This window comes from Thalassomonas actiniarum (assembly GCF_000948975.2).
In the GTDB taxonomy this organism is placed as follows: domain Bacteria; phylum Pseudomonadota; class Gammaproteobacteria; order Enterobacterales; family Alteromonadaceae; genus Thalassomonas; species Thalassomonas actiniarum.
Genome location: NZ_CP059736.1, coordinates 828,392 through 854,170 on the forward strand (window position 1 = coordinate 828,392; position 25,779 = coordinate 854,170).

Annotated in this window: 21 protein-coding genes; 2 read left to right on the forward strand and 19 right to left on the reverse strand. The window is 50.1% G+C overall.

The features are described 5' to 3' along the window. Position 1: 1 nt before the first annotated feature. From SG35_RS31765 to SG35_RS31840, 16 genes are all read right to left on the reverse strand, one after another. A complete protein-coding gene (locus SG35_RS31765) occupies positions 2 to 829 on the reverse strand; it encodes a hypothetical protein (protein ID WP_152646483.1) in 828 nt (275 codons plus the stop codon). Continuing rightward, complete coding sequence (locus SG35_RS31770) at positions 822 to 1,550, reverse strand: ABC transporter ATP-binding protein (RefSeq protein ID WP_044831154.1); 729 nt, start codon at positions 1,548 to 1,550, stop codon at positions 822 to 824. The genes SG35_RS31765 and SG35_RS31770 overlap by 8 nt, the downstream gene beginning before the upstream one ends. Beyond that, positions 1,550 to 2,272 carry a hypothetical protein gene (locus SG35_RS31775; protein WP_044831155.1) on the reverse strand — a complete coding sequence of 241 codons (723 nt, stop codon included), beginning with the start codon at positions 2,270 to 2,272 and terminating at the stop codon, positions 1,550 to 1,552. Before SG35_RS31775 ends, SG35_RS31770 begins: the two co-directional genes overlap by 1 nt. Positions 2,273 to 2,375: 103 nt before the next feature. Then, complete coding sequence (locus SG35_RS31780) at positions 2,376 to 2,627, reverse strand: acyl carrier protein (protein ID WP_044831156.1); 252 nt, start codon at positions 2,625 to 2,627, stop codon at positions 2,376 to 2,378. A gap of 82 nt (positions 2,628 to 2,709) precedes the next feature. After that, positions 2,710 to 4,017, reverse strand: coding sequence for a hypothetical protein (locus SG35_RS31785; protein WP_044831157.1), 1,308 nt, complete (start codon positions 4,015 to 4,017; stop codon positions 2,710 to 2,712). After that, positions 4,014 to 5,003, reverse strand: a complete 990-nt coding sequence (locus SG35_RS31790) for an alpha/beta hydrolase (RefSeq protein ID WP_053042813.1) — start codon at positions 5,001 to 5,003, stop codon at positions 4,014 to 4,016. The genes SG35_RS31785 and SG35_RS31790 overlap by 4 nt, the downstream gene beginning before the upstream one ends. Then, complete coding sequence (locus SG35_RS31795) at positions 5,003 to 6,940, reverse strand: NAD(P)/FAD-dependent oxidoreductase (protein ID WP_044831158.1); 1,938 nt, start codon at positions 6,938 to 6,940, stop codon at positions 5,003 to 5,005. The genes SG35_RS31790 and SG35_RS31795 overlap by 1 nt, the downstream gene beginning before the upstream one ends. Before the next feature lie 101 nt (positions 6,941 to 7,041). After that, positions 7,042 to 8,052: a hypothetical protein gene (locus SG35_RS31800; RefSeq protein WP_044831159.1), complete on the reverse strand. Its 1,011-nt coding sequence runs from the start codon at positions 8,050 to 8,052 to the stop codon at positions 7,042 to 7,044. Continuing rightward, positions 8,052 to 8,648, reverse strand: a complete 597-nt coding sequence (locus SG35_RS31805) for a hypothetical protein (protein ID WP_044831160.1) — start codon at positions 8,646 to 8,648, stop codon at positions 8,052 to 8,054. The genes SG35_RS31800 and SG35_RS31805 overlap by 1 nt, the downstream gene beginning before the upstream one ends. Next, positions 8,641 to 9,543 (reverse strand): hypothetical protein, encoded by a 903-nt coding sequence (locus SG35_RS31810; RefSeq protein WP_044831161.1) that lies wholly within the window; start codon positions 9,541 to 9,543, stop codon positions 8,641 to 8,643. Before SG35_RS31810 ends, SG35_RS31805 begins: the two co-directional genes overlap by 8 nt. Next, a complete protein-coding gene (locus SG35_RS31815) occupies positions 9,540 to 10,613 on the reverse strand; it encodes a hypothetical protein (RefSeq protein WP_152646484.1) in 1,074 nt (357 codons plus the stop codon). Before SG35_RS31815 ends, SG35_RS31810 begins: the two co-directional genes overlap by 4 nt. 9 nt (positions 10,614 to 10,622) lie before the next feature. Then, positions 10,623 to 11,762, reverse strand: a complete 1,140-nt coding sequence (locus SG35_RS31820; RefSeq protein WP_044831162.1) for an alanine racemase — start codon at positions 11,760 to 11,762, stop codon at positions 10,623 to 10,625. Position 11,763: 1 nt separating this feature from the next. Further along, positions 11,764 to 13,275: a class I adenylate-forming enzyme family protein gene (locus SG35_RS31825; protein ID WP_084692511.1), complete on the reverse strand. Its 1,512-nt coding sequence runs from the start codon at positions 13,273 to 13,275 to the stop codon at positions 11,764 to 11,766. A 491-nt stretch (positions 13,276 to 13,766) separates the two neighbouring features. Then, complete coding sequence (locus tag SG35_RS31830; RefSeq protein WP_044831163.1) at positions 13,767 to 14,612, reverse strand: GDSL-type esterase/lipase family protein; 846 nt, start codon at positions 14,610 to 14,612, stop codon at positions 13,767 to 13,769. A gap of 116 nt (positions 14,613 to 14,728) precedes the next feature. Continuing rightward, the gene (locus SG35_RS31835) at positions 14,729 to 15,436 is read right to left on the reverse strand and encodes a LytR/AlgR family response regulator transcription factor (RefSeq protein ID WP_044831164.1); all 708 of its coding nucleotides are present in this window, start codon (positions 15,434 to 15,436) and stop codon (positions 14,729 to 14,731) included. Continuing rightward, positions 15,437 to 17,056, reverse strand: a complete 1,620-nt coding sequence (locus SG35_RS31840) for a sensor histidine kinase (RefSeq protein ID WP_160298228.1) — start codon at positions 17,054 to 17,056, stop codon at positions 15,437 to 15,439. It abuts the gene before it with no gap. A 248-nt stretch (positions 17,057 to 17,304) separates the two neighbouring features. On the opposite strand from SG35_RS31840, the gene SG35_RS31845 reads away from it, so the two are divergent. Together SG35_RS31845 and SG35_RS31850 are read left to right on the forward strand one after the other, a co-directional pair. Beyond that, positions 17,305 to 18,237 carry an ABC transporter ATP-binding protein gene (locus SG35_RS31845; RefSeq protein ID WP_044831165.1) on the forward strand — a complete coding sequence of 311 codons (933 nt, stop codon included), beginning with the start codon at positions 17,305 to 17,307 and terminating at the stop codon, positions 18,235 to 18,237. Next, positions 18,237 to 21,935, forward strand: coding sequence for a M1 family aminopeptidase (locus SG35_RS31850; protein ID WP_044831166.1), 3,699 nt, complete (start codon positions 18,237 to 18,239; stop codon positions 21,933 to 21,935). The genes SG35_RS31845 and SG35_RS31850 overlap by 1 nt, the downstream gene beginning before the upstream one ends. 74 nt (positions 21,936 to 22,009) lie before the next feature. On the opposite strand, the gene SG35_RS31855 is transcribed toward SG35_RS31850, so the two are convergent. From SG35_RS31855 to SG35_RS31865, 3 genes are all read right to left on the reverse strand, one after another. After that, positions 22,010 to 22,729, reverse strand: a complete 720-nt coding sequence (locus tag SG35_RS31855; protein WP_053042816.1) for a glycerophosphodiester phosphodiesterase — start codon at positions 22,727 to 22,729, stop codon at positions 22,010 to 22,012. Between the two features lie 136 nt (positions 22,730 to 22,865). Further along, complete coding sequence (locus SG35_RS31860) at positions 22,866 to 23,618, reverse strand: TIGR01458 family HAD-type hydrolase (RefSeq protein ID WP_044831167.1); 753 nt, start codon at positions 23,616 to 23,618, stop codon at positions 22,866 to 22,868. Between the two features lie 64 nt (positions 23,619 to 23,682). Beyond that, positions 23,683 to 25,776, reverse strand: a complete 2,094-nt coding sequence (locus SG35_RS31865; RefSeq protein ID WP_236702520.1) for a TonB-dependent receptor — start codon at positions 25,774 to 25,776, stop codon at positions 23,683 to 23,685. Positions 25,777 to 25,779 lie beyond the last annotated feature (3 nt).

Consider the following 25,779-nt stretch of genomic DNA (forward strand, 5'->3'; position numbering starts at 1 on the left):
TTTAACCCTGCTCTTGCTTTAACGTTGCCGCCCGCGCTGACCAGGGCGCTATGTTTTTGCCCACCAGCGACGTCAGCTGTTTGATGCCGCGATCCTGTTGCTGGTTTTTAATCAGGGCCATGGCGTAGTAATAGTCGATCATCGCAGCAAACTTTTTATTCGCCTGTTCGTTAGCCTGATCTGTACTTTTTTTGCCTGGAAAGGCAGTACTGGCATGTTTGATCAGCTTAAAGTCGGCCACCGCCTGTCGGGCTTTCCCCAAAAAGGCCGGCATTTCGGCATAGGTGATGCCCCGGTATAAGCGCACTCCCAGGTGGTTGGGGGCACTTTTTACCGCGCGATCAAGATAGCGGCTGCCTTTTTTCGACAGCAAATTGGTTTTGCCGAGATTGTCGAGGAAAAATACCGTTTGCAAGCTGATGGCGCTGCCGTATAACGCGGTCAGTTCATGATCATCCGGGCGGGTTTGGCGCATGTCGGCGATCTCTGCAATCAGCTGCTCTAAAGTTTCCAGCTGACGCTGAGGATTATCGGCAAAATAAGTATAGCGGACAAATAAGGCCAGGCGGCGATCATCGACAGAGCTGTCGCCATTGATGTTGAGGGATTCCAATAACGCCCGGCGCTCACCGTTGGTAGTCGGCACTTGTGTTGGCTGCTGTGAGTCAGATAAAACCTGCTCGCTGGCATGATTGGCTTTATTTATTTTCGTGGCTGTTGCCGCTTGGCTTTCGCTTATTTCTTGTGTCTGCTCTGCTTGTTCCGAGCAGCCGCCAAGGGCAGTTGCCAGTAATAAGAAACCAATATTTTTCATTAGATTGTTAGCCAAGTTTCTCTCCCGGGGAATTCTCCACCAGTGTTAAGTTGTGCGGTTGCTCGTCTTTGACGATATGGCCGTCTTTTAATTCCAATACTCTCGACGCCCGGCTTAAGACAAAATCGTGATGGGTGGCAAATAAAAAGGTCACGCCGGTTTCACGGTTCAGGCTGCCGAGCAGATCCATAATTTGTTTTGACGTTTCCGAGTCCAGGTTGGCGGTGGGTTCGTCCGCCAAAATAATATCCGGGTTGGTCACCAGGGCGCGGGCGATGGCCACCCGTTGCATTTGTCCGCCCGAAAGCTGGTTGGGGCGGCGATCAACAAAGTCCGCCAGTCCCACCTGGGCCAGTGCCTTGGCAGCGCGCGCTTTGGCTTCGCGGTCGGGCACTTTTTGCAGTGACAACGGGTATTGTACGTTTTCCAACGCGGTTAACACCGGAATCAGGTTAAATGCCTGAAAAATAAAACCTATGTAGCGGCTACGCAATTGCGATTTTTGCTTATCCGAAAGCGAGCTTAATGCCTGGCCGTGAATAAACACTTCCCCGGCATCGGGCGCGTCCATGGCGCCGATGAGGTTAAGCAGGGTACTTTTACCGCTGCCGCTCACTCCCCGAAGCACGACGAATTCACCTTTTTCCAGAGTCAAGTTCAGCTTGTCCAGGGCGGTAACGCGGGTATTGCCAAGCTCAAAGGAGCGGGAAATTCCCTGTAGTTCAACGACTGCCATCAAGAGCCCTCCGTCAGCAGTGCATTGGCCGCCGCCAATTGTTGTAATACCAGCGGCGGTTGTTCGCTGCCACGGGATAACTCCTGATATAACGCCATATAGCGGTTGGCCTCTTGTTGGTTGTCGCTGCCGCCGGCTTTGGCGTAGGCGATACTCATGGTCAGGTTAAACTGCAGTTTCAGCTCCAGCGGCGCCATGGCTCCCTGGCGCTGAAAATATTGTTTAAACCAGGCTTCGTCGCTAAAGGCGGTTTCCAGGCTGCAATTCATTACCGCCGTGGGCGAATAGGTCGCCAGGCGCACCATGCGAATTTCAAAATTCTCCGGCTCCATGGCTACCGCCCGGTCCATATCGCTGCAGGCAGAGTGCAGCAGATACAGTTTCCTAAGTCCCATCAGGGGATCGAACATGGCCCCCGCCTGTTTGGCCCGGGTGCCGCTCAGCCACGCCAGCGCCGTAGCATCTTGCCCTGAAGCGGCAGATTCCAGTAATGGCTCGGCATCATTAAGATGATTATGCAGCGAATACAGGGAGCCAAGCTGGGTTTGCAGGGCGATATCATCGCCACTTTGTGCCAGCTCAGATTTGAGTTCGGTGATCAGCTCCTGCTCTTGTTGAGAATAAGGCACTGGTTCAAAATCAATCGGCGCCGCGCCCATAAACCAGGCGACAACATTGCCGATCAGCAGATTTATCGAAAGTAAAATCAACAGTTTTTTCATAACGTCACTCAAATACGCTGTGTTAGGGTAAAAAAGTCCCGCCTGAGTTAGCTTGCGCTCATTAGCAGTTATGTGCAGCAAGATAACCAGGCGAAACCAGGGATCAAACTTCTACCGATGACTCCACCAGTTGCTCATCCATTTGTGCCAACGTGGTGTGCTCGTCAAATGTCAGGGCATCCGGGTCCATGACGTTAGGGTAAAGCTGCTCAACAATCAGGATCAGCTCGACAATATTGAGTGAATCAACCCCGAGTTCCCCCAGGGGCGCTTCAACATCGACATCAGCAGCTTCGATGTTAAGCATTTCTGCGACCTGTTCTTTTAACTCCGGTAAGGTTTGGCCTAGTTCCATTTTTATTTCCTCGACTTTTATCGTTATGGTTATATTTTTGTTTTACTTTATGTTTTAGTTTCAAGTAACGGTGAAATCAGTTTCAGTTGCCCGGATGAAACCGGGTCAGGTAATCCAGAGTCAGCAGCAACACGGATAATTGCTCAACCCTGTGCCTGTCCTGCTCACGGCGGATCAGTCGTGAGGTAGCTAGCGGGTTGAGATCAAACAACTTAAGCGTCTCCGGCTCGCCGCTATAAAACAAACGCTGCATGGCGTCATAAGCATTGGCCAGACTGACCTGCTGCAATGAAAAATATGCCGCGGGTGCCTGGTGAGCCTGCTTTACTAAAGGCAGCAATTGCTCAGCGTGCATAAAGGGATTAACCAGGGTTTTGCCGTGCAGGCGGCAAATGCGCTGTAATAATTGGCACCAGGCGGGGATCACATAATGCAGATCCAGCCATTGGCCGAAAGAGAGTTTTTCATCCAGCTCGTTTTTAGCCGCTTTATAAGTTGAAACCAGCTGCTGTTGCCTGTGCTGCAACTGGCTGCGCTGCGCCAGCAGCGGACGTTTTAAAATGCTTTTACACCAGTTATGGCTGCTGTGAATACTTTGCTCGCAGGTGATATGGCGGGCACTGAGCCAGCTGATATCCAGCAGCAAAGTGTCGCTGTCAGTCGTCTGTACCAGGGCATCAAAATGGGCCAGGCTGGCATCAACAACTGGCTGACCTAAGCGGTGGGCCAGGCTTGGCAGGCGGTTAAACAGCTTGGTTAACTCAATATCGCTTGTGCTCCGGGGGGCTAACCGCTCGGCCTGCGGTTGTGCGCTGTTTTGCGCCAGGGTTAATTGCTCTGCATCGGGCAGGCTTGCCCTGTGGCTTAAACTTGTGTCTGTCGCTAGCTGCCAAATCAGGGTTTCACCGCTTTGCAATTGGCTGATTTGCTCAAAGCAGGTATGTTCATCTGCCAACGGCCCCAAGGCCAGGGTTTGCATCAGCTGCGCCGGGTTGATTTTTGCATCAAAAACTTGTGTTAACTGCTTTAAATTGCTGGCCAGGGCAAGGCCGTATTGCCCTTGCTCGTTTTGGCTTTGTCGGTAAAACAGGGTATAGCTGGCGCGGGCACTGCTGGTGAGAAACAGCTGTTCACCGGTGAAACTTATCAGCAGATAATCGCCGATAAAGTGCCGGTTAAGCTCGTGGCGCCATTTATTTACCGCAGCATTAAGCAGGGCCTGTTGATCGCCATGTTCAATATTTAATTGGCGATAAAGTGCCTGTTCATTGCTCAAGTAACCCATAAGGTAGCACTGTCCGGGTTCAAGCCCGCGAATCGTTTGTTGACCCGGCAACCTTTGCCAGAAAAAGTCACCTTGATGAAGGGAGTTTAAGCCGGTCTGGTTCATGATGCCTGCTCCACTGCCTGTTGCATGCTTTGTGGCCTCAATTGCTGCTCAACAGCGCCCTTATTTTCTCCCCAACGCTGCATCAACCACTGCGGCAATACCCGCGCCGCGCCGCCCAGCACCGACATATGGTTAAGCTTGGGCAGCATTACAACTTCTTTATCCAGTTGCGGGGCTAAATGCCACTGGCACAGCATAGGTAAAAAGTCGGGGTGCAGGCCCTCGTCGTTTTCGCCGCAGATAAAGACCACGGGTAATTTCAGCTTGCGAAACGCCTTGCTGTAATACGGGATAGAAACTGAGGCCATCAGGTTAAAGGAGTAATTGAGCACCCGGCCTTCAAGTGCCGCCATTTTTTCTGAGCCGGGAAAGGTGATCACGGTGCGGTGACGTAAAAACGGCAAGACGGTGGCCAGGTAAAACATGCGGTCATTCATGACCGGCATATGTTTAGCAGCACTTTCCGGTGCCGGTTGGAAACAGGGCTTTTTGCGCATATGACGCAGCAAAAAACTTTTTTGAGCGCCGGGTTTGTCAAAACGCAGCGGCTCCTGGGTATTGTTAAAGGTCGGCGCGATAAAATAGCAGGCGTCGACTTTTTTCTGGCCATATTTTTCCAGATAACGCAGGCAGACCACGGAGCCGGCCGAATGGCCGCCGAGGATCAGCGGCAATGGCTGCTCTTGTTCAAACCAGGCAATAATGTCGCTGATATCATCTTCCAACTGACCGATATAATCGCAGGTGCCCGGCTTGCCCTGCGACTCGCCGTGGCCGCGCCAATCGCACAACACCACTTCAAAACCGCTTTTCACGCAGGCCTTGGCAATATTGGCATAACGGCGGCTGTTGAAGGTGCTGCCATGAAGCAGCAGCACCCGGCCAGAGCAATGAGCGTCATCACTCACCGGTACCCTGTAGCGGTGACAGGCCAGCTGAGTGCCGTCGCGGGCCGGGATCATCAAAGTTTCTACTGCCTTTTCCATTAAACTTCCAACATCTCGGTGTTTTCAAGACACACAGGGTAGCGCGGGTCCATCAGATCTTGCGGCTGCTGGCGGGCATAACGCAGGAATTCAGGCACATAGCTGTCCTGGTCGATATATTCCTGCTGACGCATCCAGATATTGTTGGCACTTCTTTGCAGTTGTTTTAACTGCTTGGCGTCTGCGGTATCGCCGACAACTGTCACCTTGACCTTTTCATCTTCGAAAGAGGCCTCGGTGATCTCCACCAAAACCGTGTGCTCTGTGGTTTGCTGTAACTCGCGGGTGAGGTTTTCACTCATAGTATTGAGCAAGGTCGGTAACTGCTCACGGCCAAAAGTCGGGTTTTTCAGTATTGTCGGCAGATTCAGGGCGCTTTGTACCATGCGGCGATTGCCAAAGTTGGCCAGACCGAGTTTAACACCTGTGACCTGGGCGAAGCACTGAGTGAATAATTTCACCCGAAAGTCGATACGGTATCCGTCCTGACCTTTTTGTCCCATCTGATAGATGTAGTATTTGTACAGATCGCCACCGGTTTCAAAAAAGCTTTTATCGTTGCGCTCAAATGCGCGGTTTTCACTGCGCAGCACTTCCAGGCTTTGAAGGATCTGACGTTGCAGCAGCAATTCCAGGGCGTAGTGGCCGCGGCGCAGGTAGCAGTGCTTTTCAAAGTGCCGGGCATCTGAAAGATTTCCTTCGATATAATCCCAGGCATTGGTAATAAAATAGGTGGCATTGATATACGCCATTACCGGCGAGCACAGCTGGGCACAGTCGAGCACGGGATAGAGGTTCATCAGCTGGGCATACAGGAACTGGTAATAATAATTGAGCACACCGTTGGCAAATGGCACCGCTTGGTCCAGGGCTGCTTGTGCCGCTTCCTTATCGCTGTTTTGCAGATCCGCCAGGATCACTTTACTGAGGTTGTCGTTGGCCATGGCAATCACATCACCGCCGCCGCTGAGCAAAGGATCGAGGAACATGGCGGCAAACCCTGTCGCGCCCCAACGTTCCCGGTTGACGACTGTGTTACCGCGGTACGCCAGCTGGCCCCAGGCTTCAAAGTCTTCTATTTCGGCGTCAATAATCAAGTCGGCAATAGCGGCATGCTCTTTCAGCTTGGCGATAAAATCAGCCTGCTTTAACGGCGGATTTTCGACCTTGGTTTTATCGCACACTATGCCTATGCTGGTCAGGCCGCTTTTTAACGGGATGAACCAGATCCAGTAGCCGTGGCCGGTAAAATGGTTAGTAGACAGGAAACGGCTTGATGCCCGGTCGCGCCAGGGTTTGGTACCGACACTGTCAAAGTCTTTCACACCGCGAAAACGGCCCCAGGCCGAGCTGTGGCGGGGGATATTCTCCCGGCTGTGGCACTTCATTTTTTTGGTGATCACCCCGGCGCGGCCGCTGGCATCTACCAGCCATTTACCGCTGATTTGATGGGCTTGATCCTGGTACCTGAAGTTCACTGTGTGTCCTTCCTGGTTGTCCAGTTCAAAGCCAGTCATCCTGGCCCCTTGTAAAATGGTGATGTCGTCTTCGCGGTTCATCTCGGTCAGGGCAGATTCAAAGGTGGCGCGCTCAAGCTGAAAAGCAGGGTGGGGCGGAATATAAACCGTGCCTTGTTCGCTCATTTGCTCGATTGGCAGGCTGTGTTCCTTATTGTCGAAGAAAAAGCGCAGGGCATTTTTAGGCAACTGGTGACGGTATAAATAGTTGGCCAGTCCCAGCTTTTTCAAAAAGTAATGGCCGGTAATTTCTACCGTGGCTTCGCCGATTTTGGCTTTATATTCAGTCTCGGCTTCGAGCTGGATGATACGCAGATCGCCATTTTCTCTTTTAAGCTGACGCGCCAACGCCAGCCCCGCCCAACCGGCGCCGATAATAACGACGTCGTATTCCTGAGATATTACTTGCTTGTTTATCATGCCATTGTCCCTGCTATTCTTCTTCTTATCCTTTGCCTAAGGTTTTGGGTGTTTGCTATTTAAAACTTTTTACTATTTAAGCTCTTACCACTTAAAGCTCTTTACCATTTAAAGTAGTGGTTATCCATACCGCGGTAGCGGCTGTGGGGATATTTCAGCGTATCCCTGATCTGCTGGTAACCGGCGACTTTATTATCCCCGAGCAGATTCAGCGCCAGCTCATAACCCCGGATATCATCCGCCAATGAGTGTTGTTCAAAACTTGCCTGTGGCAGTTCGATCGCAGCGGCTGATTTTTCACTGTTATTACTGCCCAGTTGCAACAGGCCGACCCGGCCACCGCCTCCCAGAGTAAGTAACATTAAACTGTGCTGCGCTAGTTTTTCTTTATACAGCTGAAGCTCAAATAAGGGCTTGAGGCTTAAATAATGGCGCTGACAGGTTTCGATGCTGTCTAACCATTGAACCGACTGGCGCTTGCTTGCCAGGCGGATATTCACTCCCATTAATAAGGATCTGCCCCAGTTAGAGCAAATATCAAACGACACCGGTAATATCTCTTGCGGCAGGGCCTGCAGCTGCTGGGCTAACCGACCGATCAGCGCCTGTGTGCCTGCCATACCGCTTTGCTGGCTAAAGAGCTGGCATTTTTCCACGACCACTTGCCGTCTTGTCTGTTCATTTTTTTCCAAACCATCTTTCAATCGGCTTAGCGCGATAAACCCCACCCCGGGCACGACATCCAGGCCGTCCTGGTCGCGCTCATTGCCTATGCCCAGAGAATTCAGGCAGGCCTGCTGGAATGTTTTATCCAGCTCCAGCGAGATCACCACAGTGTTGTTTAAGTTGCTGTGATAAAAATCCAAAATACCGGCATGCAAGCTAGTGCAGGCGGCGCTGATAAAAGTCACTTTGCAGTACTGGCTTAACCACTGGTGGAACTCTGCCACCTGGGGATCGCGCAATATGCCGACTTCACCGGCACTGATCAAAGTGGCATGGCTTGGCAGTTTCTCCAGTGCCATTAACCGCTGCTTCAGTTCGGCAATCGCCGGACCGGGATCTGTAGCATCACCGGCCCAATATTGCGAAATGACCACAGGGGCAGCCATTAGCCGGCGACTCCTCTTTGTGCCAAGCATTCAATTAAAGGTTGCAGGGGATCATCAGCGGGCTCTTTTCCTGGCTCTTCACCTAACTCTTTACCCAGCTCTTCACCTAGCTCTTTACCTAGCTCTTTACCTAAGTAAAGGCGCAGGTGAATGCTGTTGTCGTTATTGTCTATTTCAACGCGGCTGAACCTGTCTTCGACCACCAGCAGCGGACTGGCGATATCAATAAGCTTTTGCTCCTCAAAGGTGATATCTTCGAGCAACAAGACATTGTCGGTCAGCAGCTTGGCGGGAATACGCATTCCGCCCGGCATGGAGAGCCTGATCAGGATAAAAACATCCGGCCAGCATACCTGGGCCTCATCCACTAAATCCGACAGCAACTGGTAATGCTCGCGTACATTCAACAATACCGGGCAAGTAGCACTGTTAAAGCTGGTAAATACCTCGAAATCACTGTCGCTACTCAGCGGCAACATCTGGGCTTCGGCAATCGAAGGTTTATTGGGAAACGGCCTGCGGGTGAGGGTGCCGGTGAACGGTTTCATCCTGGCCTGATTTGGCGTTTTGCTTGCGTCTTGAACTTGCTTAACCATGCTGCCACTCCTCATTTTTAATGAAAACGGTATCCGGCGTAAGCATCAGATCGGCAATGGCATAATAACCGTTTAAGGCCACCGAGCAGGCCATAAAGCGCTCCGGCTGCTCAATTTTATTGCTCAGGCCATGGGTTAGCAGGGATAACCAGGGATCCGAGCCGAAACAGTGTCCGTGCTCGGCATGCAAGTCCGGCAGTTGTGGCTGGCCGCGCAATAATTTTTCAAACATCTGTTGCACATTGACCGGGAAAAACGGCAGTGCGACTACGGCGCCGGGTTTCTTCATCATAGTACGGCGCACGACAGTGGCAAATTCGGCCACACTGTTGTGGGTGACGGCTGAGCCTATGGTCAGCTCGTCAGTTAAAGGTGCGGTGATTTCTAAAATTACGGTACTGATCCCAAAACCCGAGTGCTCCCAGTGATCGTTATAACACCAAAAATCAAAGTTATAGACATTGGCATCCAGGATACTGACGATCATGTAGCGGCTTTGTTTTTTTTGCTTAAGGCTTTCCTGTTTCAAATAGTGTCTAAGCGAATAGCCCCAGGAGGCGCATTCATAGGCGTTAACAAAGGTATCCGGCTGATGATCGCCATAAGCTTTAAGCTGCCCGGCGATGTCCGGCCATTTCACCGACTGGGTGGTAAAAGCCATCTCTATCATGGTCGAACATAAAAAATGCCGGCTAAATTCATTCACCGGGATCCCGGTTTGTTCGATCAGTTCGTTCACCTGCTTTGCAAGTTTTTGCGCCAGTAAAGACATTACTTCATTGATTGGCGGCAACTCTTTAAATAACGGTTGCGGTAGGGGCGTAAACGCTATGCCTTTAACCGTTAAACCCGGCTGTTCGCTAGCAGCTGTTTGCTCTGTTACTGCTGTGCTCATACCCGGCCCCGTTTGAATTTACTGTAAACTTCAAACAGACAGCGGTATGAACTGCCTTCCATTTTGGTAAAGCCGAGCAGATCCCTTTGGTCGTTAAGGTGCTTGAGGGCGCCTTTGCGCACCAGAGAAAGCAATAACTCGTTACTGGTAAATTTCAATGCCAGTACCTGATCAACCGAATGGATGGAGAAGGTATCCTTGGCGGTGCACCAGTTCGCCATATTGATAATAAAGTCGATGGCGCTGAGATCGTCCTGTTCCAGCGTCAGGCGATCTTGTTGCTGCAACCATAACAGGTGATGCATCAGCGATTTAACAAAACGTGGACGCACTAAAGTTAAAAAGCGGTTGACGCTGCCCAGGCCGCCCTTAGTGAAAAAATCCTCTTTGCTGACCTGCACCTGGCCTTTGACATTGCCCAGTTGCAGTCTGCCGTCAAGAAAAGTGCCGCCGCAGGCTTGTTGCTGCAAGGTTTGCGATTTTTCCGGTGATAGCAATACCGTTACCGGGAAAGGTTTGCCTTTTTGTTGACATACCACCATGCCGAAACCGACATTTTGCCCTTCGATGCCCCATTTTTTATCGACATTTAAGGTAAAGTTGCCGTCATCAATTGGGGTCAAAGTGGTATTCCAGTAGGCCAGGGTCGGGCCGCCGCCGTCGGTCATTAAAAAATTACCGAAATGTCCCTGCTCGAGCCATTTGTTCACTAACGCTTGCTGGTCCTCGGTGGCGCACAAACCCAGCATAATCGAGCCGAAAAGTCCGATAATCTGATGGAAATGCGGGCCGAAACCTTCATGTTTGACTTTGTCGGTCAGCTCATCAATGAATTCGGTCTGGGCAAAACTTTCCAGCGGCTGTGAAATACGCGGCTGCTGCAACGGGGTCATCGGGGTAAAGTTGTCCTCGATGATCATATCGCTGCCCATCAGGGTAATGACGGCATTGTTGACCAAGGCCTCAAGTTTTTCCGGTACAGCGCCGCTTTGTTCTAAATGGGAGGTGATACAGCGGCCAAAAATATCATGTACTTGATTGTTTTTATTATTAGATACGTTATCAGACAAGGGGGTCACCTATTCGACGATGTAAGTAGTGGCTTGGGGCAGCTGCAAAAACGGCGCTACCGTATAGCTGGCGTTATAGGCGCCGCAATAATCGAAAATGCAGATATCTCCCGGCTGAGGCAAAACAAACTCGTCGGATTGTTTACCGATGACATCGTCTTTGCTGCAGGAGCTGCCGACAAAGGTGCAGGCGGCTTTTTGCTCGTTTTCCTGTCCGCCCTGAGCCTGCCATAAGGCGGGGGTTTTCAGTTTACGCAGGGTGTTTTCTGTTTTTGCCAACAGGAAGTTTTGCGCGATACCGCCGTCGCAAATGGCGTAGTATTGATTTTCAATTTGTTTGACATAACGCACCCGCACGGCAAAGTGACCGATGCTGGCCATCAGGCCGCGGCCGGACTCGTGCGCCAGTGTGATGTGCTGCGGCAATTGTGCCAACTTTTCGCGGTAGGCGGCAAAGTCGAATTTGCTCTCCTGCCACTGTTCGCCAAAACCGCCGCCGAGGTTGGCAAAAGAGAGCGGCTGGCCGAAGCGCCTTTCCATTTCCGCGATAATGCCTTTAGCCGAGTCCACGGTGGCCATGGCGCTTTTTTCAAAACTGTAGGAGCCTTTAAATAAGTGAAAGCCCAGCAGCGGCAAGTTGTTTGCCTTACAGATATCGATGGCGATACAGGCGCTGTCCCAGTCCATACCGAACTGATCCGGGCGAACTTTCGGGTGATCATCGTTAAACTGCTTTAATACCACGGGGTTCAGTCGCAGGATAATACCCGCCGGCGGGCGTTTTTTCGCTAGTTCGGCGACAATTTCAAGTTGGACCAGGCTGTCGACGATCACCCGGGCTTTACCGGATACCGCTGCCCGTAAAAAGGTTTTATCGGCAGAGGGGTTATTGACGTAGCGGGCACGGTCGCCGCCGACGATGTTTTGCAGCTCCTTGATGGAGGCCACTTCTACGCCGTCGGTAAGGAAATGGCTGGCGCGGATCAGCAGATCGGTATTGCTGTTGGCTTTGACCGAAAGGATCACTTGCGTGCCCAGCGCCGCCTTTAACGCCTGAAAATTTTGCTGCAATTGGCTGACGCTGTAAAAATAACAGGGTGTAGAAATCTCTGCCGGGTTCTGTTCCAGCATGCTTTTGATCTGTTCCACTTTACTTCTCCGGTTCTAACTTGGCGACTAAGGACTTTTTGTCGACCTTGGAATTGGCGGTCAGCTGCATTTGCTGAATAAAGCGCACTTCTCGCGGGCGATAGTCGGGATCGGTATTGGCCTTGAGCCAGGTTTTAAATGCGTTCTGATCTTCTTTACTGTTGTCGTGTAATTGCACACACAAGCAGGCAATTTCATCACCGAACTTGTCTTCCGACTGAATGATGGCCGCCAGGTGTACCAGGTGGCATTTCTCTATCAGCGCTTCGCTTTCGGTGGGGTAGATACAGAAACCGGCTTGTTTGATCAGCTCCTTGGTGCGACCCTTGAAGTAGAAATAACCGTCTTCGTCCTGGCAGAAGAGATCGCCGGTGGCAAGCCAGTTATCGTCACGGTAATTACCCGGGATCAAATTGGCCCCGGCATTGGCCTGGCCGTAATAGCCCTGCATCACAGTAGCGCCGCGGACAAATAATTCGCCGACTTCGCCGGTGGCGACTTCCTGGTAATGGGGACCGGTTTCACACTGGACATTGTTAAATAATTTGGCTTCCAGGCCCGGGATGGCGATGCCGACCGAGCCCCGTTTTTTATGGGTTTTATCCGGCGGCAGGTACAGGGCGCGTTTACACTCGGTTAAACCGTACATGGCATAAACGTCCAGCTGCGGCACCAGGCTGATCAGGTCATCAATCACGGTTTCACCCAGGTGGCCGCCGGTATTGGTTAATTTACGCAGCTGCGGCAACTGGCGTTTTAATGCCCGGATAATTTTCGCCAGGGAAATGGCCATCGCAGGCACGACCGGCAGCAGGGTAATTTGCTGTTCGTCGAGGGCCTTGAGCACCTTGATCGGGTGGAAATTTTCTTCAAACAAGGTGAACTGGCAATCAAACGCCAGGCTGAACAGCAACTGGTAAAGGCCGTAATCAAAAGAGAGCGGAGAAAGGCCGAGAATATGTTCGTCGCCGTCAATTTTCAGGTAAGTGGCAATAGAATTCATGGCGGTGATGACATTGCTGTGGCTGAGCATGATGCCCTTGGGCTTGCCGGTACTGCCGGACGTATAAATCAGCAGGGCCAGGTCGGTGCCGCATACCTGGCGGGCACTTTTTTCCCGAAACAGCACCTGCGGCTGCGGCGACGGCTCAAGTTCGGTGATGGTTTGATCTTTGATCATGGCATGGGCATGGCAGTCGTCGGCAATTTTTGCAATCGCATCTGCTTCCATATCATGTTTTACCGGTACCACAACCGCACCTTTGTGCCACAGCCATAACAGCGTAGAGACAGTTTCTGGTGTTGGTGTGGTCACGACAATAATTTTATCACCAAAGGTAAACTGGAGGTTTTGCTCCAGGTGATTTTGATGCTCGGTCATCGACTCAAAGGTTAAGGTCTGCCCTGACGGATAAAAGTTAATCTGTCCGCGCCAGTTTTTTTGTTGTAATTTTACCTGGATATCGCTAAGAGAAAATAACATGATCTTATCTTTCCTTGAATGAAACTTCATGACAAACGCCGGTAAAATTTCAACGCCGACGACCTTGTCATACCACTTGGACCGACCACTCTATTGGAGACAAATCAAGAAAACAAGCATTTCACTGTACTTTTTTTAACAAATCAGTGTTGTTTTTGATCATAAAGAGACGGTTTATTAACAAAAAACTGCCCTTAGTAAGGAAAAATTTACATTTGGTAACATAAGAATACAAATTGATTACAAGTTAGAAAAAGCAGAATTTTCGCTATTTTCGCCGAATATTTGAATTTTGGCGGTGAAAGAGACTCAGAGGAAAATCCTTGTCAATTGTTAATAAAATGTATCAATTGAAAAAAGTACAAAATTTATCGAAAGACAGAGGTAATAAAACGATTGCCAATGAAGGTTTAGCCTTCTTTACTGCTGATAGCTGCTTGCCTTTTGTTCTTTATTTGTACGGTTTGCTTTCCCGGTTGCACTTTTACACAACCGGGAGTTGTATTTGCAGATAAGATTCATCAACCGATAAGGGTCGTCAATTGCCTGATAATCACTTTAGCTGCCAGTTGATGACCATCGATGGACCAGTGCAGACCATCTTCATCAAGCAAAGGACTGTCCTGTAAATCACCGAAGTGCGGACGCAAGTCAATCACGTTTTCTGCCTGCTGTTTAATAACATCTGCTACCCGGGCGATATGATCGTTACACCAGCTGGCCATTAAAGGTTTAAGAAACTCGTGCTCTGCGACCCGGGCAGGATCAACCCCTACCGGGGTGAGCCAAACCCAGGGGGCCTTGGTATGCTCCCGGCCAAAGTCGATTACGCTGGCGAGGTTGCGGCCAACTTCATCAATACTGGTGCAGGGCTTATAACGGCTGCCTCCCTGAATACGGGCATCATTGGTGCCGCTAAAGCATAAATACAGATCCGCTTTCATTTGCGCGGCGGGGATCACCGAGCCCAGCAATTGGGTGGTGGTGTCGCCTGATACGGCAAGGTTGGTAAAACGGATATTATCGTCGGGCCTGATAATAGCAAAGGAGCGCGCTATGATGGCAAGCCAGGACTGGCTGTCGTCGGTTAAACTGTCGCCGATCACCACCACCCTGGCTTTTGTCTTGCCCTTGGGGATAAGGGGCATAGATTTTATCGCTTCAACATAGTCGCTGTCCTGACAGAGTACTTCGGCAACCTCGTTAACCCGGTTAACAAAGGTTTCTTTAATGCTGTTATAAAACTGCTCGCGCAGACCAAAAAGCGCGGCATGGGCGGCACTGGAAAATCCACCGCGCAGAAACGAATATTTCTTTTCCGGGTGAAAAAATTGCACTTGTCGTTGTAATTGTTCCTTGATGCTCATCTTGTCCGTCCTGTTAATAAATCGCCGACAGCTTAGCCAGTTTTTTTGACGTTGCCAAGTTCTGCGGCAAATAACGGTTTATCTGCATTTTACGGTAAAGAAAACGCAAGCGGTCATTAATCCAGCACCAGGTTTGCCTTATATTGCTTGCCAATAGCAACCATTTTCCCGTCGGTTAATTTTAAGCTGTCACCTTCGACATAGTCGATCATTTGATAATTGACTATGGCGGATTTATGCACCCGGACAAATTGCGATGCCGGTAAACTCTGTTCAAAGCTGGTTAAGGTTTTCGGGGTCAGGAGCGCCTGCTGGTTACGCCAGACTTTTACATAGTTGCCATAGGCTTCAAAACAGCTGATCTCCGCCAGGTTTATGTGCACTTGCTTGCGGTCAACTTTAATAAAAATGTTTTGATTGTCGGCCAGGTCATTAACTTCAGGTGCTTTAATTTGTCTTTGTGGCGCTTGCTGAATGTGCTGTTTTACCTTATCAATTGCCTGTTTAAAGCGGTCAAAGCGAAAGGGTTTAAGCAGGTAATCGGTCACATCCATATTAAAACCTTCAAGGGCATATTCCTGGTAGGCCGAGGTGATCACTACCTGAGGTTTTTCCGGCAACAGGCTCAAGAAATCAAATCCGGTCAAGACCGGCATTTCTATGTCCAGCATAATCAAATCAACGGGGTTTTCTTTGACAAAAGCCAATGCTTGGCTGCCCGAATAACACTGGCCGACCAGCTGCAACCCCTGACATTCATTAATGTAGGTGATCACTACTTCGTGGGCCAGAGGTTCATCGTCGACGATCAAAATACGTAACATTTAACTTTTCTCCGTTACCTGGCGGCTCATCACCGGCTTGCCCGGCGCGCCGCCGGCATCATAAACTTTTGCTTCAAGCACCAGGCTCAGTTCAACCGAGTAGGTTTTGCCTGTTTCTTGTGCCTGTGTCGAAACGGCTAACTGATGGGCCTCAGGGTACATCAGGGCTAAGCGACGTTGTACATTTTTAAGTCCAATGCCCTGAAAATCATTTTCTCCCTGCGCCATGCCCGGTCTGTGATCATGACTTTGACTGCTTTGAGGTATAGTGTTCTGACAGCTAAATACCAGGCGCCGTGTTTGCACTGTCAATGACACCTGCAACCGGGACTTTTCTGCGCTGGGTTCTATGCCATGTTTAAAGGCATTTTCCAGAAACATGACCAGCAATAAGGGGCTGATCATTAAAGCTCCGGTTTCAGCTTCATCGGGCAAGTGAATTTCGAAATGACATTTATTTTCCACCCTGAGTTTTTGCAGGGCCAGGTAGTCATGCAAGTAAGCGATTTCTTCTGATAATGATACCCGATCACAACTTCCTTTATAGACCACAAACCTGAGCAGGTTTGCCAGCTGTAAAATGGCATCCGGCGCCCGTGGCGATTTAGACAGACACAGGGCGTAGAGGTTATTTAAGGTATTAAATAAAAAATGCGGATTGATTTGCTGTTGCAGCCATTTTAATTCCGTTTGCAGTTTTTCCTGTTGCAGCTCTGCCAGTTTGCGGTGATCTTTTTGCAACTGGAAGGCCATGATCACCGGCAGGCTGATGCCGACCACTAAGGTGGCGATATAGATGTTCCAAAAATCAAAAGGATTTTGATTGCCGCTGGCATTTAGCGGATGGACAACATCATTCATCGGCAGCCATAAGGCGATTTGCGCCAGTAGGGGATAACACACTAACAGCAGCAGACCGGTAAGGGTGAGATAGGCATAAACACCGTATTGGCTGAGTATGCGTTTGACCAGGAGATGATGGTTAACCAGGTAAATGACATATAAGCAGGTATATAAAATCACGGTTTGCAGCCAGTAGCTGAGTAATGCAAGCGGATAGGACACTATGCGTTTCACATCCAGCACCAGCGGAATGGGCTGATTATTTAAGGGATCATGATGGGAGGCCAGCAACAGGGCCCAGGCAAGGCTTAAAGCTAAGATAATTATCAACAAGACATTATCCAGGCTGGCCTTAAACTTGATCCCCTTTACCCTTTTTTGTGCCAGGGCGTAATTGATCAGGGCCGCCAGCTCTATCATCAGCAGCATCAGCCAGGTCTGGTAAGTGCTGAGCAACTGATAGCCAAAGCCGGTAAAAGCACCGGCAGCAAGTATCACACTCACCGGCAGCAAGACAAAGCCTGCCAGCCACCAGGCCAGCTTTTTAATGCCGCTGTTATTCACGCTGAAAAATTTGCAAAGAAAAACCGGGCTCAGCTCTATGGCCAGGCGCAGCAAGGCCGAAAAATACTCACCCCAGCTCGTTAACTGCAGCTCTTGCATATGAAGAAGCGCGGTAGCAAAGAGCGCAATCGCCAGCGGCAGCAGGGAGTTGGCCACTATCGCATCAAGCTGTTTGTCGGATAAAAACCTGCCGGAGCTTATTCTGGCAGACATTTTCATGAACAGGGAAGTAAGCACATTCACAACAACAAAAATTCTTTAGGAAAATAAGGGGTGAATTTACCGCAATGAAAGCAAAAGTCATCAGAAAAATGACAAACATGCCTTTTTTCATGATGAAAGTTCCACGGGGCTTTTTTATCCGTTGGTCATGAAAATCACGGACTTGGTCATTGAGCATTATTTTTTCCGCACGCAAGTTGTTCAAATGCCGCTATCAACATTTTTAAAAGAGCGGCGTTATGTTAGAAGTTCGAAATTTGGCAAAATGTTACAGCAATGGTGTCCAGGCATTAAAGGGCATAGATTTAAAGATATCGACAGGCATGTTTGGTTTATTGGGGCCAAACGGTGCCGGCAAGTCGTCGTTAATGCGGACCCTGGCCACCTTGCAACCAGCGGATAAAGGGGAGATTTATTTTTCCGGTAACAATATTTTGCAACAGCCGCAGTTATTACGTCCCGTGCTCGGTTATTTGCCGCAGGACTTTGGTGTTTATCCCGGGATGTCGGCATTTGCCCTGCTTGAACATTTTGCCCTGCTAAAAAGGTTAAGCGATAAAAAATCACGCCGCCGCCAGATAGAAACTTTGCTGGAGTTAACCAATTTAACCCGGGTCAGAGATAAAGCCGTCAGTGGTTTTTCCGGCGGCATGAGGCAAAGGTTTGGTATTGCACAAGCCTTACTCGGCTCGCCGAAGTTATTGATCCTTGACGAACCCACCGCCGGACTCGACCCCGAAGAGCGCAACCGCTTCCATAACCTGCTGAGCGATCTCAGTGAAAATACCGTAGTGATCTTATCCACCCATATTGTTGAAGATATCAATAACCTTTGTCCCGATATGGCGATTCTGGCGCAGGGGCAAATCATTGCCCGCGGCGCCCCGGGTGAACTTAGCGCCAAACTCAACGGCCAGTTATGGCATAGCCTGATAGAAAAAAAGCAGCTCAAGGCCTGCCAAACGCAACATCGGGTGATCAGCCACCGTTTAGTGGCCGGTCAGGTGGAAGTCAGGGTGCTGGCAGAGACTTGCCCGCAAGCCGGTTTTAATCCGGTCCAGGGCGAGCTTGAAGATGCCTATTTCACCCTGCTGGCACAACATGGACAACAAACTCCCGGGCAAGCGCAAAGCCAAGATTTAGCAACATTTACCCCGATGGAGGCAAAATAATGTCTGGCTATTCTACAAAGTCCCTGCCGACAGGCATGTTGCCTTTACTGATCCTGAATGAATGCCGCTATCAACTGCATCACTGGTTTTTCCCTCTGGTGTGTGTGCTGGCGGCTTTGTTTGGCTGTTTTATTATCCAGAACCTGTCAGCCGAGAAAGGGGTTTTGCTAAGCGGCCCTTATTATTTAACCAAGACCTTGCTGACCGTAGCTTTTGTGATCCCTTTTCTTCAGGCTTTTTTTATTACCCGGGCCAGCACCCGCGATGCCCAGTACCGTACACAAGAGCTGGTGTTTACCTCAGGTGTCGGTAAAGCAGATCTGCTGCTGTCCCGCTACTTGGCAGTGGTGATTGCCTCAATCTTGATCTATTGCAGCTTTTTAGCCGGTATTATCGGTGAATTATATGTAAACCAGGAGCCGGAGATTTCCTTAATACAACTGGTGGCAAACCTGGCTTTCTCCAGTCTGGTTTTTATGTTGCCGGCTATGCTGCTGTCAAGTTTAGTATTATTTGCCGCTGGTCTTTTTAGCGGCTCTTCATTGCTGGTTTACCTGGTAGCGGCCATGATGTTTTTTATTTATGCCCTGCTAAAGTCGGTAACAGGCTCTCCGGTGATGGCCAATCCTTTTATTCTAAACGAGACGCTGAAATGGCTGTTTGACTTGCTGGATCCCGTGGCCGGCGCCAATTTTTTTGAACAGGTAAAATTTTGGTCGGCGGCAGAGCGAAATCATCAGAAAATCTCCTTCACACAAGCTTTAACCCTTAACCGTGTCCTGGTAACTTGTGGCGTAGTAACCCTGATGCTTATTATCTTTTATCGCTATCAGCTGAGGTTAAGCCCGGGAGGGAAAGCCCGTTTATGGCGCTCTTTTTTCACCGGGAAAAAAGAGCAAGCAGCCGTAGGGGATAAAACGCCGCTTAGCTATACCCGTATTCCCCCCAGCGATACGAGACAAGCCTGGGCTGCGACTTGCTGGGCCTTGTGTCGCCGGGAATATATGACCACCCTGGCCAGCAAACCTTTTTTGCTGATCACCCTGATGTGGTCGGTGCTGCTGGCCGGTGAAGTGCTCTCGGGTTTTAGCTATTTGGAAAGTTTACATGTAACTCCTTTGCCGACGACTTCCGTGGCCATTAACCGCTTTATCTCCGACATCTTGCCAAATTTTACCGCGCTGTTCCTGGTGCTCTTTAGCGCAGAAATGGCATGGCGCGATAACAGGCTGAATATTTCAGCCCTGCTCCAGGTCATGCCGATCAGCAATGGCCAGCGCTTTTTGGCAAAATGGCTGGCGTTAACCTTTATCCCGTTAACCTTTATTTCGCTGGCGATATTGATCTCCATGCTGGTGGAAATAAGCTATGGCTCAACCCCGGATATACCGCTGTATTTGTCGTTATTTTATTACCTCGGCTTGCCATTTTTATGTCTCGCCACCTTATGTCTTTTTGTGCACTCGCTCTGCGCCAATAAACTCACTGCCATGTTGATCACCTTAGCAATAGTGGTCTTGTCGCAGTCGTCCCTGGGATACTATATCGGCATAGAGCACGGCCTGTTTAAATTTGCCAATACCGTGAAATTACAACATTCCGAACTGATAGGTTTTAGCGCCATTGCCGATGCCTTTAACGGCTACATCAGAGTATGGTTAAGTTTATCCCTGGTGATGGCCATTTTGAGTTTTGCCCTGACAACACGCATCAGCGGGCAGGGGCTAAGGCAACAAGCAGGAGTTGGCGGTATCTCCCGGCAGATATCGGCATTAAAACAAACCCTGGGCAAACCGGGGTTGGCTTTATTGCTGCTGGCAAGCCTGTCCACTGTGATAAATGCCGGTTACGTTTATTATCAAAGCAATATTGTCGGCCATTATGTCTCCAGTGAAGCGCGCAGCAAATGGCGTGCAGGCTATGAAAAGGCCTATGCCCGCTATCAGGGCTTGCCTGTGCCGAAAGTCATTGCCACCTCGACCGAGCTCGCCCTGTACCCGGAGCAAAGGCGCTTTACCTTATCCGCCCACTATCAACTGCAAAACCAGACCCGGGAAGTGATTTCGCACCTATTGATCAGTACCCACAAGGATGTCAGCTACCGCAATCTGGTACTGGCAAATGCAACACTGACAAATCATGACCCCCAATATGGCCAATACCTTTATACCTTAGAGACACCGCTACAGCCGGGAGATAAGCTCAGCTTTTCTTTTGATGCCGAGCGCAGCCACAACGGTTATAACGGCGTGCTTATCGACAGTTTCTTTACCCCGGATTTTATCTATTTCCGCGATTTGCGTTATATGCCCTTTTTTGGCTTTACTGAGCACTACACCCTTAAAGGTGATGACGAGCGGGCAGAGTACGGTCTTACTCCCTTACCCCGGGAGCCTCAGCTTGAAGAGGCGATAACCGCAAACCAAGGGGACTTTTCGGATGATTATTTCTGGGCCAGGGTCGAGACGAAAATATCCACCTCGGCGCAACATATTGCCGTGGCGCCGGGTGAGTTGTTGTCCCAATCCAGTAAAAATAACCGTAACTATTTCCACTACCAAACCCAAGCGCCGATCCGTAAAGTCTCGGTGATTATTTCCGCCAAACTGGACAAGTCTTCACGCCAGGTAGAGGGGACTTCGCTGGAGGTCTATCACAGCCCGGCGCATCAGGAGATTGCCCAGGAGCACCTTGATGCCATGGCCGCCACCTTAAGTTACGGCAACCGGCATTTTACCCGCTACCGGGCAAAGCAGTTACGCCTTTTTGAAGTCCCCAATAGTTTAGGTTACTCGGGTTATGCCATGCCGCAAATGATGCTGTTAGATGAAAACCTGGGGTTTTCGGTTAACCGCAATAATGCCGATGCCTTTGACCATTTATACCGGCGCACGGCACACGAAACCGCCCATCAGTGGTGGGGACACGGCCTGGACAGCGCCCTGGAAGAAGGTAATTTAATGCTGGTGGAAACGCTGGCGGTTTATACCCAGGCAAGATTGCTGGAGCAAAAATACGGCAAGCAGTATTTACATACCTTGCAGCAATATGCCCATGACAGGTATTTATTCGGCCGCGGGCAAAGCCAGTTTGAAGAAAAGCCCCTGTACCGGGCAGAGGAAAACCATTTAATCTATTCCAAGGGCACAATGGCAATGAACGCTTTGCAGGCAAGGCTGGGCGCCGATACCGTCAACCGGGCGCTGCAACAGCTGATAAGCCAACATAGTTATCCGGATAATCCGGCCACCTCACTGGATTTTATTGATGCCCTGAGCAAGTTTGCCGGCAAAAAGCATACAGGTTTTATCAATAAATGGCTCAAGCAGGTGGTTATTGACGACTGGGTCATTGAAAGCACCCGGCTGAGGCAAACGCTGGATAAACGCTTTGAACTTGAGCTGTGCTTATCAAACCAGGGATATATAGAAGAGAGCGGGGCAGGGCAATCAGCCATCACCGAACCTGGGCCTGTCGATATCGGCATCTTCACGGAAGCGCCCGTAAGCTTTTACCATCAAGCGCCGGATCACCGTACCTTGTTAAAAAGCTCGGTAACAGCCAACCTGCAAGTAAGATGTAGCCGTTATCTGCTAAACGAAAAGCCTGCATATGTAGTACTGGATCCCTATTACCAGAGCATAGATCACCGGCGGGAGAATAATATTGCCGAGCTTGAGCTTAACGAAATACACTAGAGCCAACGGCAGACATAGTATTAGCGGCTAAGGGCTGATATTTGAGCGGTCAAATTAAAAACCTCCGCTCACTGCTACCTTGGGATCAAGTTAAAATCATCATTACTGAGGATATATTGCACATTGGCGTCTATGGCCATTTGTGCCTGCTCCGGGGTATTTGGCAGATAGGCTAATACCCCGGCGCCGTATCGATGGTAACGGTTAACAATTTTTTCCCTGAACAGGGAGCGTCCGGCAATCGAAGGAATGATAGAGTAAATTTTGCCGGCCTTGAGCCCGCCGAGAAACGGCATGGCAAACAAAATCGAAAAACCCGCCCTGCGGCATTCATTTTCCCTGGCAAAACAATTGGCGCCGGGAAAAACTTCAAGCAGCGCCTTTTGATGGGCATCGGACCAGAGTAAAAAAATGGTTTTGTCCAGGTTGATTTTATAGCGGGGTAATAAGGCGATAACTTGCATCGCCGTTTCCGGCTTTATATCTAAAACATGCCCTTGTTGATGAAATTGTGCAAAGAATTCATCAAAAAACAGCAGCGGGCTGCCTTTGTTCAGTTTAACCTGGCTAAGGGCTTCACGGCTGCTGTTGGAGACATTGATCTGTGCTGTGGTGTCCGGGTGCAAAACTTCATCATGGCTCAGTACTATATGCCCGTCCCGGCTGGCCCGCAGATCTGTCTCTAAATAATGAAAACCGGCCTGCACCGCCGCCTCAAAAGATGCCCGGGTATTTTCATCGGCATGCTGACAAAGACCCCGGTGGCTGATCCATGTTACTGCTTCTGTTCTCATCTCTGCTCTCGCCTTGGCTATTGAGGGGGAAAACACTATTTGACGCTATTTAATCGTTTAGGTAAATATAAACAAGCCTTTTCGGACACCTTGCACGACTCTTTATAAGACTCTGTCTAAGACAGCTGGCTAAAAATTATCCCAGCGCCAGCTCAACGGCCTGTACCACCGAATCTACACAGGAAAACTGGCCGTTCACTAAGGTTTCATCGCCGCTTTGATACTTACCGGTTTTTACCAGGCAGGCGAACATACCCGACTTTATCGCCCCTTCGATATCACCAAAGACATCATCGCCGACCATTAAGATCTCACTGTTTTGTGCTCCGGTAGAGGCGGCGACCTGATTGAAGAAGTCTGCCGACGGTTTGCCCATAATAATAGCCTTAACCGAAGCGGCATATTCTATGGCGGTAATAAAGGGACCGGCATCAAGGTGTAACTTGCCATCGAGTTTAAAATAACGGTTGCGTCCTATGCCGACTAAGGGCGCACCCGCCCGGCAAAGCTGAAAGGCATAATCTAATTTTTGGTAGCAAAAGTCCTGTTCGGCATCGCCGATAATCACGGCATCGGGATCTTCCTGATTGATATCGGCAAATTCCTCCTTAAGATTGCGGTGCACCAGGCAGTAGGGGCGCCAGTTCCTGGTAAGCGCCAGGGTTTTGGCGGCAATGGGAGCGGAAAACAGTTGCCCGGCATCCAGTGCAAAGCCCATTTTTTTCAGTCCGAGTAACACTTTTTGGCCGGTCATTCTCGAGGTATTGGTAACAAACCTGACCTGCAAATGGCTTTGTTGTGCCCTGTTAATTGCCGCTACTGCGCCGGGTATCACCCGGGTGCCCTCATAAAGCACGCCGCTTAAATCAAAGAAGATCGCCTTGAACATGATATTGCTCCTACCAAGCCGTTGCCGATAAGTATAGGAAGAATACCAAGCTGGCAGCCTGGAATTAATCCAGTTGGTAGCGGAGCGTTACATAAAGCGAGCGGGGATGACCGACAAAATAGCGGTATGAACCAAAGGCAAAATCCGCCCTTTCGGCGTAATCCTTGTCTAGCAGGTTGAGTAAGCGTACTGAGAATTGGAATTTTTCACTCAGGTACATTTGTCCGCGCAAATGGAATAAATCATGGCCGGGGTAGCTGGCGGTATTTTCCGGGTTAAGGTAATACTCCCCCAAATGCAGCCATTCCAGCTGCCAGTTTATAACACCGGATGGGGTCCAGTTCAGCTTAACATTGGTCATGCGTTTGGGCGCGGTATCTATCTCGTTATCCTTAATGCTGCTATTGCTCAGCGTGAGATCATTGGCATATTTGTGCCTGGCAATTGTGCCGGTCGCCGATAAACGCCATTGCTTATTGAAAGGGTAAATCAGTGAAAGCTCAACGCCCCGGTGCCGGGTTTTACCGCTGCCGACATACTGACGGTTGGTATCGAGGAAGATAAACCGGTTTTTGTCCATCTGGTACAGGCTAAGATCATAACTGAGTTTTTTAGCCTCTCCACGGATGCCAAACTGGGCACTGTTTAATTTTTCCGTATCCAGATCGGCACTTTGCTGCCCCGCCTGTAAACGAAACAGTTCGCTGGTGTGCGGGGCCCGAAAGCCCTGGGTCAGTTCACTGTATAAGGTCAGCTGTTTATTTGCCCGATAAACCAGGCCCAGGCGCGGTGACCAGTGGCCGAAACTGCGTATTTGATCTGCCGGGCGCATAAAGCGGCAATTGGCCACAGATGCAGCACAGGCAGAGCCGTCGCTTAGCAAGTTATCATAGTCATAGCGGATATGATCATAACGCACACCGGCATTGACCGTCAGCTCCGGTAACGCCAGCCAGTTAACATCCATAAAGGGGGAAACACTGGTGCTTTTGACTTGATAGTCATAGTGGCTGCCACGAGAAATCGCTGCCGAAAAGTCATCGGCCTGGGTTTCGGTTAAATCGCCGCGGGAAATTTCCGTGTCCAGGCCGCCATGCCAGCTGATATTTTCGCCATTAAAGGAGTAAAGACTTTTCACCCCCAGGCTTTGATGGCTGTTTTTCTCCAGCGGCTGCCACGGCAGGTAATGCTGCAAAAATTTCATCCGGGTATGTCTCAGATACGGCGTAATTTTTACTTGAGAGCCGCTGTCTAAGGTCCAGTGCAACCGGCTGTACAGACGTAAGGACTGGCTGTCGCGAAAGGCTTCCGGGTTGGGGTTGCTGCGTCTTAGGCTTTCATCTTTATAGGCATCCTGTCCGCGAATAAAACCTGCTGTTTGCTGGTTGATATGACTGGCGCTGAGCATGGTTTTGGTTGAAAAATTATCGACTTGATACTGGTGCAGCAGATTGGCTTTTTGCTGTTCAAAACCACTTTGCGCCTGGTATCCGCCGTCATGGCTGAGATTGCCATATATGCCAACGGCATGGTTTTGTCCGGCGCGGGAGGCCCTGAAACTGCTGCGATAATAGTCATCGGGGCCGACTTCCTGACTGATATAACCCATTGGCTCTGCAAACAAATCCGGGCTGATAATGTTGATCATACCGTGCACGGCATTGGCGCCATAAAGCACGCTGCCCGGCCCCCTGATCACTTCGATCTGTCCCGCCTGCTCGGTGTTGGCATCAAACAGTTGATTGACATTGCAAAACCCGGGGGCTCGTAAACTGATGCCGTCTTCTGCCATAAAAAATGCGCCGCAGGCCCCGGCGCCGGTTAATACCGGGGAGCGCAGGGCAGTAAGATGCTCCTGACCATTACCCCGGCTGATCCAGGTGCCGGGAATAGCAGCCAACGTCTGGTTGATATGCTGATGACCCGCCAACTGCAACTCATTTTCCCCGAGCACACTCAGGCTCATGCCGGTATCTTTAAGCGCCGTCGCCTGACGGCTGGCGCTGATAGTGATAACTTCAAGGGGCTCTGCCACAGCCCCAATATTTTCGGATGATCGGGCATCATTTTCCCCGGCCGATACCGGCAAAACAGTCGCAGGCAAGAGTATGGAGAACAGCACATAACCACGGCGTAAAGGTGTCAGGTAAATACTCAAAAC

Excerpts from the sequence above, each read along its gene's own strand:
- SG35_RS31795 (WP_044831158.1), bottom strand. The coding sequence starts at position 6,940 with ATGATAAACAAGCAAGTAATATCTCAGGAATACGACGTCGTTATTATC.
- SG35_RS31850 (WP_044831166.1), top strand. The coding sequence starts at position 18,237 with ATGTCTGGCTATTCTACAAAGTCCCTGCCGACAGGCATGTTGCCTTTA.
- SG35_RS31860 (WP_044831167.1), bottom strand. The coding sequence starts at position 23,618 with ATGTTCAAGGCGATCTTCTTTGATTTAAGCGGCGTGCTTTATGAGGGC.
- SG35_RS31800 (WP_044831159.1), bottom strand. The coding sequence starts at position 8,052 with ATGGCTGCCCCTGTGGTCATTTCGCAATATTGGGCCGGTGATGCTACA.
- SG35_RS31780 (WP_044831156.1), bottom strand. The coding sequence starts at position 2,627 with ATGGAACTAGGCCAAACCTTACCGGAGTTAAAAGAACAGGTCGCAGAA.
- SG35_RS31835 (WP_044831164.1), bottom strand. The coding sequence starts at position 15,436 with ATGTTACGTATTTTGATCGTCGACGATGAACCTCTGGCCCACGAAGTA.
- SG35_RS31775 (WP_044831155.1), bottom strand. The coding sequence starts at position 2,272 with ATGAAAAAACTGTTGATTTTACTTTCGATAAATCTGCTGATCGGCAAT.
- SG35_RS31790 (WP_053042813.1), bottom strand. The coding sequence starts at position 5,003 with ATGGAAAAGGCAGTAGAAACTTTGATGATCCCGGCCCGCGACGGCACT.
- SG35_RS31805 (WP_044831160.1), bottom strand. The coding sequence starts at position 8,648 with ATGGTTAAGCAAGTTCAAGACGCAAGCAAAACGCCAAATCAGGCCAGG.
- SG35_RS31785 (WP_044831157.1), bottom strand. The coding sequence starts at position 4,017 with ATGAACCAGACCGGCTTAAACTCCCTTCATCAAGGTGACTTTTTCTGG.
- SG35_RS31770 (WP_044831154.1), bottom strand. The coding sequence starts at position 1,550 with ATGGCAGTCGTTGAACTACAGGGAATTTCCCGCTCCTTTGAGCTTGGC.
- SG35_RS31825 (WP_084692511.1), bottom strand. The coding sequence starts at position 13,275 with ATGAAGTTTCATTCAAGGAAAGATAAGATCATGTTATTTTCTCTTAGC.
- SG35_RS31845 (WP_044831165.1), top strand. The coding sequence starts at position 17,305 with ATGTTAGAAGTTCGAAATTTGGCAAAATGTTACAGCAATGGTGTCCAG.
- SG35_RS31830 (WP_044831163.1), bottom strand. The coding sequence starts at position 14,612 with ATGAGCATCAAGGAACAATTACAACGACAAGTGCAATTTTTTCACCCG.
- SG35_RS31855 (WP_053042816.1), bottom strand. The coding sequence starts at position 22,729 with ATGAGAACAGAAGCAGTAACATGGATCAGCCACCGGGGTCTTTGTCAG.
- SG35_RS31810 (WP_044831161.1), bottom strand. The coding sequence starts at position 9,543 with ATGAGCACAGCAGTAACAGAGCAAACAGCTGCTAGCGAACAGCCGGGT.
- SG35_RS31840 (WP_160298228.1), bottom strand. The coding sequence starts at position 17,056 with ATGTCTGCCAGAATAAGCTCCGGCAGGTTTTTATCCGACAAACAGCTT.